We start from the raw sequence: 16,311 nt of genomic DNA on the forward strand, positions 1-16,311 counted from the left end.
GAAAATACTATCTTTGAAAAAGCTTTTCTAAACCATCTTGTTCTGCTGAACAGAAGAGAAGCGAGTTTTAATCTAATGGCAGTAATTTAAGTTACACCAATTTTTTGCCGCTTGTTTTTGAGCAAGAGAGCAAATTAATATCTCGCTTTCGATGAATAAAAACACTTATAAATTAGGGCTTATCATAGCTATAGTAGTGCTGGTTAGTATTGCCTACTCTTCCTATCGTACTTTTAAGGCCTATGATAATGATTCTTCTTGGGTAGTACATACCGCCAAAGTAAAAGCTACGGTCGAAAGTTTAAGTGTTCACCCCAGAGATATTTCCAATAACATTAGAAACTCTGCAATTAACAGAACTCCAATTGATAGCAGTTTGGTGCTGAGTAAATCCAGCCAAATGAAAAAAGAGTTGAGCCTGCTTGACAGCCTTGTTATTGACAATGCAAAGCAGACAAATAACATGGTGGAAATGAGAAGACTTGTTGAACAATATGCAAGTTTTAGCGATAGCTTAGTAAGGCTGATGAACACTAACAGAGGAGGCTTTAATTACAGCCTCCTTCGTATGATTGCAAACGAGCAAACCATGCTCGACAGCATTTTAAATCAAGCTGATGTTTTAAGAAGTGAGGAAAACAGACTACTAGATGCCCGCACACAAGAGCGAAGTCAATCACGTACCCTTACCCCAATTACAATACTATTATTAACATTAGTAGCGCTTGCTGTAATCACATTCCTCTTCATTATTACTTTTAACCTTGCCGATAAGAATACCAGAGCCAATAATGAACTAAAATCTAAAGTAGATGAACTAAACACAGAAATTAAAGAAAGAACATCACTTCAAGAACTGCTCACAAATATTCTCAACAGCTCACTAAATGGAATTATGGCTTTTAAAGCTATAAGAAACGAAAAAGGCAAGATTACAGACTTTCAGTTTGAAGTAGTAAATGAGGGTGCCGCTACTATAACAGGAGTTAGTAAAGAGAAGCTAATCAATACTACTCTGCTTAAAGAGTTTCCTGGCAATAAAGAATCAGGACTATTTGACGCCTATGTACAAGTAGTTGAAATTGGTGAGAATTACCACACCACGAATCATTATGAATATGAAGACCTTAACACTTGGTTTGATATTGTTGCAGTTAAAAACGGTGACGGCTTCGTAGTTACCTTTACAGACATAACCCAGCAAAAAAATCATGAACAAGAACTATTATTAAATCAGCAAGAGCTTGAATCTACAAACCATAACTTAGAACAATTTGCTTATATCGCTTCTCACGATTTACAAGAGCCATTAAGAAAAATAAGAACTTTTGGCGACCGATTAAGAGGAAGATTAAACGATAAATTAGATGACAGAGGAAATGATTATTTGAATCGAATGCAGAACGCAGCTGAGCGTATGCAAACATTAATTGATGACCTTTTGAAATTTTCTAGAGTATCGAGTGCCGACAGAGAGTTTGCGGCAGTAGATTTAAACAACATTCTGAGTACTGTTAAAACTGATCTAGATTACCAGATTTCGAAAAGCAATACCATTATTGAAAGCCAAGAGCTACCCACAATTTCTGGTGATGCAATTCAACTCAATCAACTATTTCAGAACCTAATTTCTAATGCAATAAAATATTCAAAACCAGATATCTCTCCCAAAATCGAAATTTCAGTAGAGTCAAGCGAAGAATGCCTAACGGAAGGCATGCCCGAGACTGATTGTTGGAAAATTCATTTTAAGGATAACGGAATCGGTTTCGACCCTCAATACAAAGATCAAATTTTCATTATTTTCAAACGGCTACACGGACGTACAGAATATACTGGCACCGGAATTGGCCTCGCCCTCTGTGAAAAAGTAGTAACTAATCATGGCGGTTTACTTTATGCGGAATCTGAATTAGGAAAAGGATCGATATTTACAATTATTTTACCCAAAGAAGAATTATGAGCCCTAGCACCAACTTAAACCCTATTAGCATATTAATGGCTGATGACGATCCGGATGATCAGTTAATGGCAAAAGAAGCCTTTGAAGAAAACAGAATGGCCAACGACCTCAACTTTGTTCAAGATGGCGAAGAACTGATGGACTATTTGCAACACAGAGGAAAATACAATGCCCAAAATGCCCCTAAACCAGGCTTAATCTTATTGGATTTAAACATGCCAAAAAAAGATGGCAGAACGGCTCTCAGAGAAATTAAAGCCGACCCTAAACTTAAAAGAATCCCAATTGTGGTATTAACAACAAGCAAGTCTGATGAAGACGTATTCAAAACTTATGATTTGGGAGTTTCTTCATTCATTACCAAACCTGTAACCTTCGAAGAGTTAGTGGAAGTAACTAAAGACATCGGTAAATACTGGTTCGGAATTGTAGTTTTACCAAAAGATAACGAATAGACTTAACCTATGACCAGCCAACCAATTCGAATTTTATTGGTAGACGATGATGAGGATGACTTTGTATTGACGAAGGATATTCTAGATGAAATTGAAAGATTTCCTTATCAACTCACTTGGGAGCCCAGCTACAGCAAAGCCATCAGTAAGATCAACGAAAATGCCTTTGACATTTGCCTGATTGACTTCCGATTGGGTGAAAATGATGGTATTAGCATTATTAGCAATGCTGTTAAGAATGAAATTCAATTTCCCTTTATCTTACTTACAGGTAAAGGAGATAAAGAAATTGACTTAAGAGCAATGAATGAAGGTGCCGCTGATTACTTAGTGAAAGGTGAAATCACACCTCAGCTAATGGAAAGAAGCATTCGTTACGCTCTTAATCATAATAAAGCCATAAAACAGGTTAAAGAAGGAGAACGAAAGTTCAGACAACTTTTTGAACGTTCCATAGATGCAATTTACATATGCGATTGCAACCATAATTTATTGGAAGCTAACCCATCATTGGAAAAGCTCTTGGGTTACAAAAGCGAAGAAATATCGGGAATGAACATGAAAGATTTGTTTCTACACCCTGCTGATTTCGAACGATTTACACGACTATTATCGTCTAAAAGCCAAATTAAAAGCTTAGAAGCCGTTTTTCTAGCAAAAGATAATCGCAAATTAATTTGCCAATTAAACGCAGTAGTAAGAACTGACTTCAGTAAAAACTCGATCGGTTTTCAGGGCATTTTAAGAGATATAACGCTGCTTAAAAAAGCAGAACGCGATTTGTTAATGGCAGAAAAGTTGTCGGTCACTGGTAAAATTGCGCGAAGTGTAGCCCACGAGGTAAGAAATCCCCTAACGAATATACAGTTAGCTATTTCTCAAATGCGTGATGAAGTAACAGAAGATGATTCGGAAATGGCATTTATGATTGATATGGTAGATAGAAACGCTGGCCGTATCAATCAATTAATAACAGAAATGCTCAACTCATCTAAACCAAAAAGTCTTCAGAAAGAAGAACTCTCAATGAATGAACTCATCAACGAGTCGATTGAGCTGGTGAAAGACAGGTTTATTCTTAAAGGAATGAAACTGGTTCAAAATCTAGACCCAGAATTAGAAAGTTTACTCGTTGATAAAGAGCAAATTAAAGTGGTCATGATTAACCTCATGATCAATGCCTTAGAGGCTATGGAAGAAAACAAAGGTGTATTGCATATTAGCACTTTAGACCTTGATGACTCCATAGAAATTAGTGTTACTGACAATGGATCAGGCATATCAAAAGAAGATGTGAAAAAGCTTTTTGACCTATTCTACACAAAAAAATCAGGCGGTATGGGGCTAGGGCTCACCTCCACCCTAACAATAGTTCAAAGCCACGGAGGATCCATAGATGTATCGAGCAAGCTAAATGAAGGAACAACTTTTACAGTATCATTACCAAAAGACTCACCCGCTTCGATTGAAAATTTAGAAGATGAGTAGAAAACTAAAAATGATCTGAAGGCATAGCGCTGTTTTTAACATAAATCTTTTTACTTTTGCGGTTCAATTTTCAAAGCCCAAAAGCCTAAGATCATGGATAACCAACTATTTGCCGGAACTGAGTCAGCTTATCTTGGAAAGATGATTGCCGAATTCTACGGTAAGTCATTGGGTTCCATAGAGATTCAAAAATTTAGTGACGGAGAAATCGCACCTTACTACACCGAGTCAGTAAGAGGCAATAGAGTATTTTTAATTCAGTCTACCATTCCTCCTTCCGACAATCTATTTGAGCTTTGCTTAATGATTGACGCAGCCAAAAGAGCAAGTGCTTATAAAGCCATTGCAGTAATTCCATATTTCGGCTACGCCCGTCAGGATAGAAAAGACAAACCAAGAGTAGCTATAGGTGCTAAATTAGTTGCCAATATTCTTACAGCTGCTGGTGCAGATAGAATTATGACTTGTGATTTACACGCAGGCCAAATTCAAGGTTTCTTCGATATTCCAGTAGATCATTTAGATGGAGCAGCAGTATTTGTTCCATACATCAGAAAACTGAACTTAGACAATCTTCTTTTTGCTTCACCTGATGTTGGAGGTGTAAAAAGAACTAGAGCCTTTGCACAGCATTTTAATGCTGAAATGGTAGTAATTGATAAGCACCGTACCAAAGCAAACGAAGTAGCCGAAATGAGAATTATCGGTAACGTAGAAGGCAAAAACGTGATTTTAGTAGATGACCTTGTAGATACTGCAGGTACAATCTGCAAAGCGGCCAAAATCATTTTAGATGAAGGCGCCCTTTCAGTAAGAGCATTCTGCACCCACCCAGTTTTATCTGGTAAGGCATATGACAATATAAACAACTCTGTTTTAGAAGAATTGGTTGTAACAGACACTATTCCTTTAAAACAAGAATCAGACAAAATCAAGGTACTCACTGTGGCCGAGCTTTTCGCTAAAGCCATTAAAAGTGTTACCCAAGATGGGTCTATTAGCGAGCTATTTATTTAACAATTATATATTATGAGAAAAGTAGAGATTATAGGGTTTAAAAGAGCAAATCTCGGTAAAACTGAGTCAAAAAGGCTTAGAAACGAAGGACAAGTTCCATGTGTACTTTATGGTGGTGATGATCAGTTGCATTTTTATGCGCCTGCCATTCAGTTCCGTGATGTATTATATACTCCAGAGCCATGTTTCGTTACTTTGAACGTTGAAGGCGAAATATTCGAAGCGATCGTTCAAGATTCACAATACCACCCAGTAAGCGACATGCTTTTGCACGTTGACTTCTTACAGTTATTCAAAGGAAAGTACATAAAAATGGAAATCCCTGTAAAAATGGAAGGTACCGCACCTGGTGTAATCAATGGTGGTAGCTTAGTAATTAAAAAGCCAAAACTATTGGTAAAGGCTTTACCTAAGGATATGCCAGATTCTATTCCTGTTGACATTTCTAAGTTAAAGCTTGGTAAATCAACAAAAGTTGGCGCATTAAATCCTGAAGGTTTTGAAATCCAAAACAGCCCACTAGTTACTATCGCAACTGTTACAATCCCAAGAGCACTAAGAGGTGCAGGGTTGACTGACAATGAAGAAGATGAAGAAAGTGGCGAAGAAGGTGGTTCTGAAGCAGCAGAATCTGCGGAATAAGAATTTCTTGTTTGAAAATATGGAAATCCTGCCTTTTAAAGGCAGGATTTTTTTATTTGCGTACGTATTAAAAATACACACAAATTAAAAAAGCATTAAAATGAAATACCTCATTGTTGGTCTCGGAAACATTGGGCCAGAATATGAATTAACCAGACATAACATCGGTTTTTTGACTTTAGACAGACTAGCTGATGCAAAAGGAGTTTCGTTTGAAATCAATCGCCTTGCTTACCATACCGAATTCAAACATAAAGGAAGAACAGTTCATTTAATAAAGCCCACTACTTATATGAACCTTAGTGGTAAAGCCGTCAAATTCTGGATGTCAGAGTTAAAAATACCTATCGAAAATGTTTTAGTGGTGGTAGACGACTTAGCCATTCCTTTTGCCAAACTCCGAATGCGAGCAAAAGGCTCTAGCGCAGGACACAATGGCCTAAAGAATATTGAAGAGCTATGTGGAGGCCAAAACTACCCTCGTCTAAAATTTGGAATTGGTGACGATTTTGCAAAAGGAAGACAAGTAGACTATGTTCTAAGCCCATTTAGCAAAACCGAATTCGAAGAACTTCCGTTTGCCATAGACAAAGCTATTGACATGATCTACTCTTTCTGTACTATTGGCATTTCACAAACCATGACGCAGTTCAATGACTAATTTAGAATTGCGGGTAAGAATATTAAAAAACAATATTTAAAATAATCGAATCCAAAGAAGGAAGTTAATTTGAGACTCAATATAGAATCGCATAATTAAATACCTCAGATCAAAATTAAAACCATTCTAATCAGTCAAGTTTTATCTTTGACAAAAAAACACACTAATGAAGGAATCAGAAATTAAACTCAGGGTAATATTAGATAATGAAAACATTCCTGAAAAAATATATTGGGATGCTACTGAAAAAGAAGGTAATGGTGAAGAAGAAACCAAATCTGTAAGCCTAAACATATGGGACCACAACTCTCAGAACACCTTGAGAATAGACCTCTGGAACAAGGAAATGCCTATTGATGAAATGAAAAGATTTTACGTTGACTGCCTAGGTGGCTTAGCGCAAAGCATTCTCAATTCAACAGGTGACGAATTCATGTCTACAGCCATGAATAGACTTTGCGATAAACTCGTAAAACACCTTGAAGAAGAAGCCAAAAATGGCGGTCCAAAATAAGTAAAACAGTCAAACAACGGTGCTAAGACTTACTGGATTTAGTATGCATGACGAATATTTTTTCCTGTAAACCCTTTTTAAACTTACAAAACATTGTATTTTTGAGATAGACGTTGCCTTTCGCACCGTATTTACATTAACAAGCCAAACTTAATTTGTTTCCAAACTCAGAATAAGATGATGAAGATGAAGAGAATTTTGAAGGGGCTGGCACTTGTATTTTTGATCATGCAGTCTGCTGTACTTTATGGTCAATCGCAAGTTTCAATCTCAGGCCGAGTGGCAGATGCCGCTACTGGCGAAAGTCTACCCGGTGTAAACATTAGGGTAAAAGACAAGGTGATAGGAACGATTACAAACGCAAAAGGAGACTTTAGCCTAACTGTTAATCAATCAGCCCCTCTAGTACTTGTTTTTTCTTACGTAGGTTATACTCCGCAAGAGATATCCATTACCGAAGCCAATGTAACAGGGCTAGAAGTTAAATTAGAAGAGCAAGTAATTTTCGGACAAGACGTGGTAGTATCTGCTTCAAGAGTAGAAGAGAGCATTTTAAGATCTCCGGTCTCAATTGAAAAATTAGACATCCTAGACATTAAAAACACAGCCGCAGCTTCATTTTATGAAGGTTTGGCTTCACTAAAGGGTGTTGACATGAGTACACAGAGTATAACTTTTAAATCCATAAACACTCGTGGTTTTGGGGCAAATGGCAACACTCGTTTTGTACAACTGATTGATGGTATCGACAACCAAGCTCCAGGCCTCAACTTTGCGGTAGGAAACATTGTAGGTATTAATGATTTAGATTTAGAGTCTGCTGAATTACAGCCAGGTGCATCTTCTGCGCTTTATGGACCAAACGCAATCAACGGTATTCTTCTACTTACCTCTAAAAATCCTTTCGAATATCAAGGACTAAGCGTTTATGCTAAAACTGGAGTAAACCATGTAGACGAGAGAGACGACAATATTTCCCTTTATCAAGACTATGGTTTCCGTTATGCAAAAGCATTTGATAATAAATTAGCCTTTAAAGTAACTGCATCTTACCTCAGCGCCAACGACTTTATTGGTGTCGACACTAGAGATCAAGGCTTAGCGACTGGTGGCGTTGTTGAAAGAGGCGCTACTGAAAGAGGTAACAACCGTTTTTATGATGGCGTAAATACATATGGTGATTTTGGAATTACTGTTGGTAGAATTGCAGATATAGCCATTGCTCAAGGAAATGCTTCCGTTGCAGCAACAAGATCGCTTTACCCAGATGACATGTCAGGTTACTTCACTCCCACTGGTTTTAGTGAGGCTTCTTTCGTTGACAACACCACAGAAAGTGTAAAAATCGGTGGAGCCCTTCATTACAGACTTAATGATAACCTAGAGTTACTAGGCCAGTTTAATTATGGATCGGGTAGCACAGTATATACAGCTAACGACCGTTTCGTATTAGACAACTTTAGTATTACAACTGCCAAGTTGGAATTAAAAGGATCGGAATTCTACCTAAGAGCCTATACTACTCAAGAAAATTCAGGAGATACTTACGCAGCTAATACACTAGCTTCTTTGATCAATCAGCAAACTTACCTTTCTCCATACCTTTCGGCTTTTGCTGGTGCAAGATTAGCCGGAGCAAGTATTGAGCAAGCACATGCATCGGCAAGAGTTTCTGCAGATGCTGCACAACCTCAGCCAGGATCAGCAGCATTTCAAGCGCTAGTTGAAGCGAACAGAGCTAAGCCTATTTCACAAGGTGGGGCTCTTTTCCTTGACAAAACAGACCTGTACCATATGGAAGGAAACTGGAATTTGAGCGACAGGATTGATTTTGCTGATGTTGTTGTAGGTGCCAACTTTAGAAGATATGCACTTTATTCTGAAGGAACACTTTTCGCTTTAGAAAACGATGGTTCAGAGGTTAGCCTTGACGAATACGGGGCATTCTTACAGGCTTCTAAAAGCGTAGCCAATGACAACCTTACATTCCAAGGTTCTGTTCGATATGATAAAAACGAATACTTCAAAGGTCAGTTCTCACCTAGATTCTCAGCCGTAGGTACCATTGCCGACAATCATAACATTCGTGGTTCATTCCAAAGAGGTTTTAGAATCCCTACTACTCAAGATCAGTTTATTGATTTAGATGTAGTAACAAGAAGACTAATTGGTAGCAACGAATTACTTGTTGATCGTTACAACTTTAGAACTAATACGGTTTACACAACAGAAAGTGTAGATGCAGCAAGACAGGCTGGAAACGAAGCTCTTCTTGTTATTGAAGATCGTGTTAACGATGAATTCAAAACGGAAAAAGTAAATACTTTTGAAGTGGGGTATAAAGGTTTATTTGCTGACGGTAAGTTGCTTGTTGATGCGTACTATTACAATAGTACTTACACTGATTTTATTGCAGAAATTGATTTTACGCAAGCTGTACCTAATGGCTTAAGACAATCAAACCCTGACGCAGGTACAGCAGCCCAGAGACAGCAAATTGTTGATGGTACTGTTCCAACTCAGCGTTATGGTTTCGATGTAAATGCAGACGGAAAAGTAAAATCACAAGGATGGGCTATTCAATTAGATTATCAAATTGGAAATGGTTATGAAATTGGAGGTAACGTTGCCTACAACGAATTGACTTCACAAGACGACCTTATTGCACAAGGTTTTGCAGCTAGCTACAACACCCCGAAGTACAGATACAATATCAAGTTTGCCAACAGAAAAGTTACTGACAGACTTGGATTTAACGTTACCTACAGATGGCAGCAAGCTTTCCTTTGGGAGTCTTCTTTCGGAACGGGTGTAATTCCTGAATTCGGAACATTAGATGCACAAGTAAGCTATAAGGTTCCTACTTGGAAATCTACTTTCAAAATAGGTGCAAGCAACCTATTGAACGAAAGATACACGACTTCATTCGGTAACCCATCGCTTGGAGGAATCTACTATTTCCAAATCACGTTTGATGAATTCTTCAAATAAATCGAGATGAAAATGAAAAATTTAAAATTATACTTATTCGCTTTATTGGCATCTGGGGCAATCATGACCTCTTGTGATGAAGAAGAAAACCTAGTAGAGCAAAGAAAATCGGACAACCCGCTACCAGTGGTGACTGACCCTTCGGGATCTAACGGAACTGTTACACTAACCAAATATGTGAGTATTGGTAACTCCATTACCGCAGGTTACATGGATGGTGCACTTTATACCAATGGTCAAGCGCATTCATTTGCAAACATGTTAGGGACGCAATTCCAAATTTCTGGAGTTGGAGGCACTACTTTTAACCAACCTGACATTAATTCAGATTTCGGTTATTCAGGTATGGGGCCGGGCAACACCATCTTGGGTAGATATGTTCTGGATTTAAGCATACCTGGACCTAAACCTACACTTACTGGTCAAGTACCTACCGCATATGCTGGAAACAAAGCTGAACTTAACAATTTTGCTGTACCAGGCATGAGAATAGTGGACATCAACAGTGCTGCACTTGCGGGCTCTAATCCATTGTATGCGCGTTTTGCAAGTACTCCAGGAACATCCACTGTTTTGTCTGATGCTCTAGCAGCCTCTCCTACTTTCTATACCTATTGGTTAGGAAATAATGATGCCCTTGGTTATGCTGTTGGTGGAGGTGTTAATGCTGCCATGATTACTTCCCAAGCAGACTTTCAAAATGCTTTGGCAAGTTCGTTAACCGCATTAGTAGGCACTGGAGCAAAAGGTGTGGTAATGACTTTACCTCCATTAGTAGTGCTTCCTTACTTTAGAGCTGTAAAATGGAATGCAATTCCATTGGACCAAGCTACCGCAGATCAGTTGAATACAGCTTTTGCTGGCTTGAATGCTGCCCTAAATGGTTTAGCTGCATACAACTTAATTTCTACAGCAGAAGCTGCAAAACGTAAGGTTACGTACCAAGCAGGACCTAATGCAATATTGATGCACGATAAAGACCTTGAAGACTTAGGACCTAAATTCGATGCTTTGGTTGGGGCACAAGCTATTACAGCTGCACAAAGACAAGCCTTAGAGCCATACAGACAGTCAAGACCAGCCACATCTAGTGATTTACCCGTATTATCAGCTGCAACAGTATTGGGTACAGGTACAGCCCCAATTGGCTTAGCTATTCCTATTGAGGATAAATACATTTTATCTGCCAACGAAGTAGTAAAAACCGTTACTGCAAGAGCAACTTTCAACCAAACCATTAAAGGTGTGGTTGATCAAATTAACGCTGGAGCAGGCGCAACTGTAATCACTTTAGTAGATGTTCAGCCAAAATTCGCTGACCTGTTTGGTTTAGATGCAGCCACAGTGGATCAGTTGGCTCTAGGATTAGGCACTCAATCGTCTATTGCTGCAGTAAAAGCAGAAGCTGATGGAGAATTAGGTATAAAAGTCAACGGAACTAATTTAGCTCCTGATTTCAGCCCGAATGGAGTATTTTCAACAGACGGTATTCATCCAAACCCTCGTGGGCACGCCATCATTGCCAACTTAATTTTAAGTGCAATGAGAACTGCCTACGGTGTAGATATTCCAGATGTGGATGTTTTAGCGCAAAGAGGTATTCTTGTTCAGTAATTAAACACAACCAAGAAATGAAAAAGGAGTGACGATTCACTCCTTTTTTTTATGCTCTTGAATTTTTACTAATTGCCTTAAAAAATAGTGGCCCGAAGACGTATTCTTCGGGCCACACCTCAACCAAATAGATAAATAACCATCAACTTCACAATCCAACAAGATCTTTATTTATAAATCTTTGAACATTCTATTACAAGCTACCTGCCAAAAGAAAGCTTTTACACAAACCATTCATTTTCAATAGTTTAAAAATAGATCCTATTCCAAACAGAAGAATATACTCCCAATCAACTATTAAAATTCCCAAAATGGGATGGATAACTATATAATCAAGTAATTATGATTCCGCATTTCTATTTATTTTTGAAAAAAACCTTCCTATGAAAGTAGTTGCTATGATTCCGGCCCGATACGAAGCCTCTAGGTTTCCAGGGAAATTAATGGCCAACCTAAATGGCCAATCGGTGATTTTAACCACTTACACCGCTACTTTAAATACAGGTTTATTCAATGATGTTTTCGTTGTGACCGACAGCACAATCATTCGAGATGAAATTGCTGCTCATGGAGGTAAAGTGATTATGAGCATTGAAACTCATGAAAGCGGAAGTGACAGAATTGCTGAAGCAGCTGAAAACATTGACGCAGACATTATTGTCAATGTACAGGGAGATGAACCCTTTACACAAACAGACACACTCAAGAAACTTCTTGATGTATTTGAGCGAGATAATCTAAAAGAAATCGACTTGGCTTCTCCTATGGTGCGCTTAGATGGGAAAGATAATATTGATAACCCTAATCACGTAAAGGTAATTGCAGACCAAAATAATTTTGCTATTTATTTTTCACGCTCTCCCATCCCCTACCCTAGAAATCAGGAAATCGACATTCCATACTATAAGCACATTGGCATATACGCGTTCCGAAAGGCCGCTCTTTTGGCTTTCAAGAGTACTCCAATGACGCCTTTAGAAAATGCCGAAAAAATCGAGTGTATTCGTTATCTTGAAACGGGCAAAAAAATTAAGATGGTTGAAATCGATCATGTAGGAATCTCCATTGATTCGCCAGAGGATTTAGAAAAAGCCAAAGATTATATGAACACAAGGAACAATTAAAGGAGAGACTTGTTCTATTCTAAAATGACAAAACTATGAGCACCGTTACACTAAAAGGCAATTCAATTAATACATCAGGCAGCCTCCCAAAAGTTGGTGAGCAAGCCAAAGATTTTACCCTAACAAAGACTGACCTTTCAACGCTTACATTATCTGACTTGAAAGGATCGAAAGTGGTACTTAACATTTTTCCTAGTGTAGATACAAGTACATGCGCTACTTCGGTAAGAAAATTCAATGAGCAAGCTTCGGGTTTAGAAAATACTAAGGTAGTTTGTATCTCTCGCGACCTCCCATTTGCCCAAGCTAGATTTTGTGGTGCAGAAGGTATCGAAAATGTAATCAACGCTTCTGATTATGCTACCGGACAGTTTGGAAAGGATTATGGTTTAGAAATCGTTGACCCACCATTATTGAATCTTCATTCAAGAGCAGTAATTGTTCTGGATGAAAACGGAAAAGTGGTTTACACTGAACAAGTACCTGAAATTGTGGATGAACCGAATTACGAAAAAGCCTTAGCGGCATTGAAGTAACAATCAATTTTCTTAACAATGAATAGAAGCCTGCCTCATAAGCAGGCTTTTTCTGTTTATATCAAAGCCCTAAAATTTGTCGCATAAGTATATTTTAGTAGCTTAATAAGCTCAAAGTAAAAATTATGAAACGAAGAGATTTTTTGCAGAAATCGGCACTAACCTCTGCTGGCTTATTAGCCACAGGCTCACTTCTTAGCCATCCATTTTTTGAAGGCAAAATCAAACAATTTGGTTTTCAAGTATATACCGTAAGAGATGTTATTAAAAAGGACATGGCCGGCACCTTAAAAACACTAAAAAAGGCTGGTTATGATTATGCAGAGTTCTTTGACTTTGCTGATGGCAAGCTTTTAGGCATGCCCATAAAAGAAGCCAAAGCGATTATTGACGCTTCTAAAATTAAACTGAAGAGTATTCATGTACCCACTGGAACACAAGCCCATACAACACCTGGCACAATGGTAAACAATTGGCAAAAGGCTGTTGATGACGCAGCAGAATTGGGCGCTGAATATTTGGTTTGTGCTTATCTTGACAGTGCTGAAAGACAAACTATTGACCAGTACAAAAAAGTTTCTGAGCTATTCAATAGGTCAGCTGAAATTTGCAAAAAATCGGGGATCAAATTCGCTTACCACAATCATGCTTTTGAATTTAAAGAGATTGACGGCCAAGTACCATACGATGTTCTTCTCAAAGAAACCGATGCCGATCTCGTTAAAATGGAGCTCGATATGTATTGGGTTAGATTTGCCGACCAAAACCCAATTAAAATTATTCAAAAAGACAGAGGCCGATTCCCACTTTGGCATGTTAAAGACATGAGTATGGATGACGACCGAAAGATGAAAGAAGTAGGGGCTGGAAGAATAGATTGGAAACAGCTTTTTGCTTATGACAAAGATGCAGGCTTAGAGTACTTCTTTGTTGAACAAGATGGAAACTGGGCGGAAAATTCTGTTCAAAGTCTTGTCACCAGTATTAAACACCTAAAGAAAATCTAAAATTAGATTAGGGTTCGAACCACAGGTGTAATTGCTTACATTTTTCTAGCCCTCACAAGTCGTACATGAACTTCTATATCAATTACTAAGCGCATTCCTCTTTGCCGCCTAAATGCATATTATTTGGACAACGACATAAAACAAACTCATTTTCTTCTACGCTAATTATCTGTAACAGTATAAAATTTCAACCATATCACTAAAAACAATTGTAGTACTTTCTCTTTATGACTAGATTGTTTGATTAATCAATCACACCAACTCACTATGAAAAACTTAAAGAAAGCCCTTTACATATTGGCCTTACTTTTTCCTGTCACTCTTTTTGCACAGAAAGAAATTGTAATTGAGCCAGCCAACATTACTATGGAGGTGGGGCAAAAGAAACAAATCACTGCTTATGTCATGGAAAATGGCAAAAAGCTAAATGATCCGATCAACCTGCTTTCAAGAGCCAGAAGAAGCTTAAGCATTGACTCCACCATGATGGCTCACGCCATTCAGCCAGGCACTTACGACATTGTAGCGGTGGCCGATGGGGTAAGAAAAAATTTCCAAATCAAAGTAAATTACCCAGCAATTGCTGAAATCAAAATTGATGACATTCCACAGAAAATATATGCGGGAACATCGGTAGCGCTTAAATACCATGTTATTGACAAATCGGGCGCTACCAGAGATGATGTTGACGTACAGTTTAGCTCTATGTATACCAATATTGCCGAAGTAGATGATTTCGGAACGGTAAACACCTTGATTCCCGGAAAGGCAACCATTACTGTAAAAGCTGAAAACGTTACGAATACCATAACAGTAAATGTGGTGAGCAACCCAATTGTTAAAATTCAATTAGAAGCTGAAATGAATACAGCTAGAACTGGCGATGTATTCCATTTTAAAGCTAAAGCTTTAGATAAGAATGGAAAAATAGTACCAGACGCCCCTATTTTCTACTCTTTCAGTGGAGTAGCAGACAATACTTCGCAAAGCGCTTCTGGTTTAATTAAAAACGATGGCCGTTTTGTAGCAGACGAAGCTGGAAGATATACTGTAACTGCATCTTGCGGAGTAGCATCAGCTTCAAAAACGCTTAAAATCACACCTAGAGAAGTAACCCGAAAAATAGAAATGGTTGGTCAGGGTTCTGTAAATGACAAACACACCTCTGATTTTTGGGTGTGGGAAGGAATTGATGGTAGAGATTATGCTGTTACAGGAACTTGGGGGGCCGATGGAACTGCCTATTTCTGGGATGTAACCGATCCAAGCAATATTTCTAAAATCGATTCAGTTCAGGTAGATGCTAGAACTGTAAATGATGTGAAAATTTCTGAAGACGGCAAAATTTGTGTGATCAGCCGAGAAGGGGCTTCCGACCGCAAAAATGGTTTGGTAATTATTGATGTTTCAAACCCAAGAGATGTAGAAATCATTTCAAGATTTGACGAAAACATGACTGGTGGGGTGCACAACGTATTCATTTCTGGTGATTATTTATATGCCCTTAGCGGTGGTCAGAAATACTATATTATTGACATTAAAGACCCTAAGAATCCACGTGCAGTTTCTAAATTCGAATTAGATACTCCTGGCCATTCTATTCACGATGTTTGGGTGGAAGACGGCATCGCTTATTCTTCAAACTGGGCAGACGGTATACAGCTAGTAGATGTAGGAAACGGTATTGCTGGTGGTTCGCCAGAAAACCCAAAGCAGTTCGCGAGCTATGCATATCCTAACAAAGCAAACCATGCCTCATTCCCTTTCCGTAGCCCTTCAACTGGTAAGTTCTATGTGATTGGTGGAGACGAAATTTTCCCTTATGGATTAAATACTGGCAAAGGCGGAGTTAACATGGCAGGAGGTTACCTTCACGTAGTAGACTTTACTGACCTTGAAAATCCAGAGGAAGTAGCGAGGTTCGAAATACCTTATGCTGGATCACACAACTATTGGATTGAAGGGGAAACACTCTATGTAGCCTTCTATAATGCAGGCGTAAGAGTAGTAGACCTTAGTGGTGAGTTAATGGGTGACTTGAGAAAGCAAGGCCGTGAAATAGCCTGGATCATTCCTAACGATGCAAACGGATATACAGCCAACGCACCTTTTACTTGGGGAGCTCAGCTTCACAAAGGCCATGTATTTTTCTCTGATTGGAACAGTGGATTATGGTCTGCTAAATTAGAGCCAGAAAAGCCAAAGAACACTCCTATTAAAGTAAAGTAAGCCATAAAGCAAACGTGGTATATATCTTTGTACCACGTTTGCTTTGATTAACCAACACATCTTAAACCTA

Annotated in this window: 13 protein-coding genes; all 13 read left to right on the forward strand. The window is 38.5% G+C overall.

Features of this window, described 5'->3' with window-relative positions; genetic code table 11:
• The first annotated feature begins 151 nt into the window (after nt 1-151).
• The 13 genes from AWW67_RS16095 (at nt 152) to AWW67_RS16155 (ending at nt 16,241) form a co-directional block, all read left to right on the forward strand.
• Nucleotides 152-1,963 carry a CHASE3 domain-containing sensor histidine kinase gene (locus AWW67_RS16095; RefSeq protein ID WP_062302981.1) on the forward strand — a complete coding sequence of 604 codons (1,812 nt, stop codon included), beginning with the start codon at nt 152-154 and terminating at the stop codon, nt 1,961-1,963.
• Nucleotides 1,960-2,418, forward strand: a complete 459-nt coding sequence (locus AWW67_RS16100) for a response regulator (RefSeq protein WP_053223157.1) — start codon at nt 1,960-1,962, stop codon at nt 2,416-2,418. Before AWW67_RS16095 ends, AWW67_RS16100 begins: the two co-directional genes overlap by 4 nt.
• Before the next feature lie 9 nt (nt 2,419-2,427).
• Nucleotides 2,428-3,906 (forward strand): hybrid sensor histidine kinase/response regulator, encoded by a 1,479-nt coding sequence (locus tag AWW67_RS16105; RefSeq protein ID WP_062302982.1) that lies wholly within the window; start codon nt 2,428-2,430, stop codon nt 3,904-3,906.
• Between the two features lie 93 nt (nt 3,907-3,999).
• Nucleotides 4,000-4,923, forward strand: coding sequence for a ribose-phosphate pyrophosphokinase (locus tag AWW67_RS16110; protein WP_375596905.1), 924 nt, complete (start codon nt 4,000-4,002; stop codon nt 4,921-4,923).
• A 12-nt stretch (nt 4,924-4,935) separates the two neighbouring features.
• Nucleotides 4,936-5,565: a 50S ribosomal protein L25/general stress protein Ctc gene (locus AWW67_RS16115; RefSeq protein ID WP_053223154.1), complete on the forward strand. Its 630-nt coding sequence runs from the start codon at nt 4,936-4,938 to the stop codon at nt 5,563-5,565.
• Between the two features lie 100 nt (nt 5,566-5,665).
• Nucleotides 5,666-6,226, forward strand: a complete 561-nt coding sequence (gene pth, locus AWW67_RS16120; protein ID WP_062302983.1) for an aminoacyl-tRNA hydrolase — start codon at nt 5,666-5,668, stop codon at nt 6,224-6,226.
• Nucleotides 6,227-6,392: 166 nt separating this feature from the next.
• On the forward strand, nt 6,393-6,740 hold the full coding sequence (gene gldC, locus AWW67_RS16125; protein WP_053223152.1) for a gliding motility protein GldC: 348 nt from the start codon (nt 6,393-6,395) through the stop codon (nt 6,738-6,740).
• A 177-nt stretch (nt 6,741-6,917) separates the two neighbouring features.
• Nucleotides 6,918-9,731, forward strand: coding sequence for a TonB-dependent receptor (locus tag AWW67_RS16130; protein WP_260311497.1), 2,814 nt, complete (start codon nt 6,918-6,920; stop codon nt 9,729-9,731).
• A gap of 12 nt (nt 9,732-9,743) precedes the next feature.
• The gene (locus AWW67_RS16135; protein WP_176700065.1) at nt 9,744-11,345 is read left to right on the forward strand and encodes an SGNH/GDSL hydrolase family protein; all 1,602 of its coding nucleotides are present in this window, start codon (nt 9,744-9,746) and stop codon (nt 11,343-11,345) included.
• 383 nt (nt 11,346-11,728) lie between these two features.
• Nucleotides 11,729-12,469: a 3-deoxy-manno-octulosonate cytidylyltransferase gene (gene kdsB, locus AWW67_RS16140; protein ID WP_062302986.1), complete on the forward strand. Its 741-nt coding sequence runs from the start codon at nt 11,729-11,731 to the stop codon at nt 12,467-12,469.
• A gap of 35 nt (nt 12,470-12,504) precedes the next feature.
• Nucleotides 12,505-13,005, forward strand: a complete 501-nt coding sequence (gene tpx / locus AWW67_RS16145) for a thiol peroxidase (RefSeq protein ID WP_062302987.1) — start codon at nt 12,505-12,507, stop codon at nt 13,003-13,005.
• A gap of 125 nt (nt 13,006-13,130) precedes the next feature.
• A complete protein-coding gene (locus AWW67_RS16150) occupies nt 13,131-14,012 on the forward strand; it encodes a sugar phosphate isomerase/epimerase family protein (protein WP_071387159.1) in 882 nt (293 codons plus the stop codon).
• A 267-nt stretch (nt 14,013-14,279) separates the two neighbouring features.
• Entirely contained in the window at nt 14,280-16,241 is a 1,962-nt protein-coding gene (locus AWW67_RS16155; protein WP_062302989.1) for an LVIVD repeat-containing protein, read from the forward strand.
• Nucleotides 16,242-16,311 lie beyond the last annotated feature (70 nt).

Source organism: Roseivirga seohaensis (assembly GCF_001592945.1).
Taxonomy (GTDB): Bacteria; Bacteroidota; Bacteroidia; order Cytophagales; family Cyclobacteriaceae; genus Roseivirga; species Roseivirga seohaensis.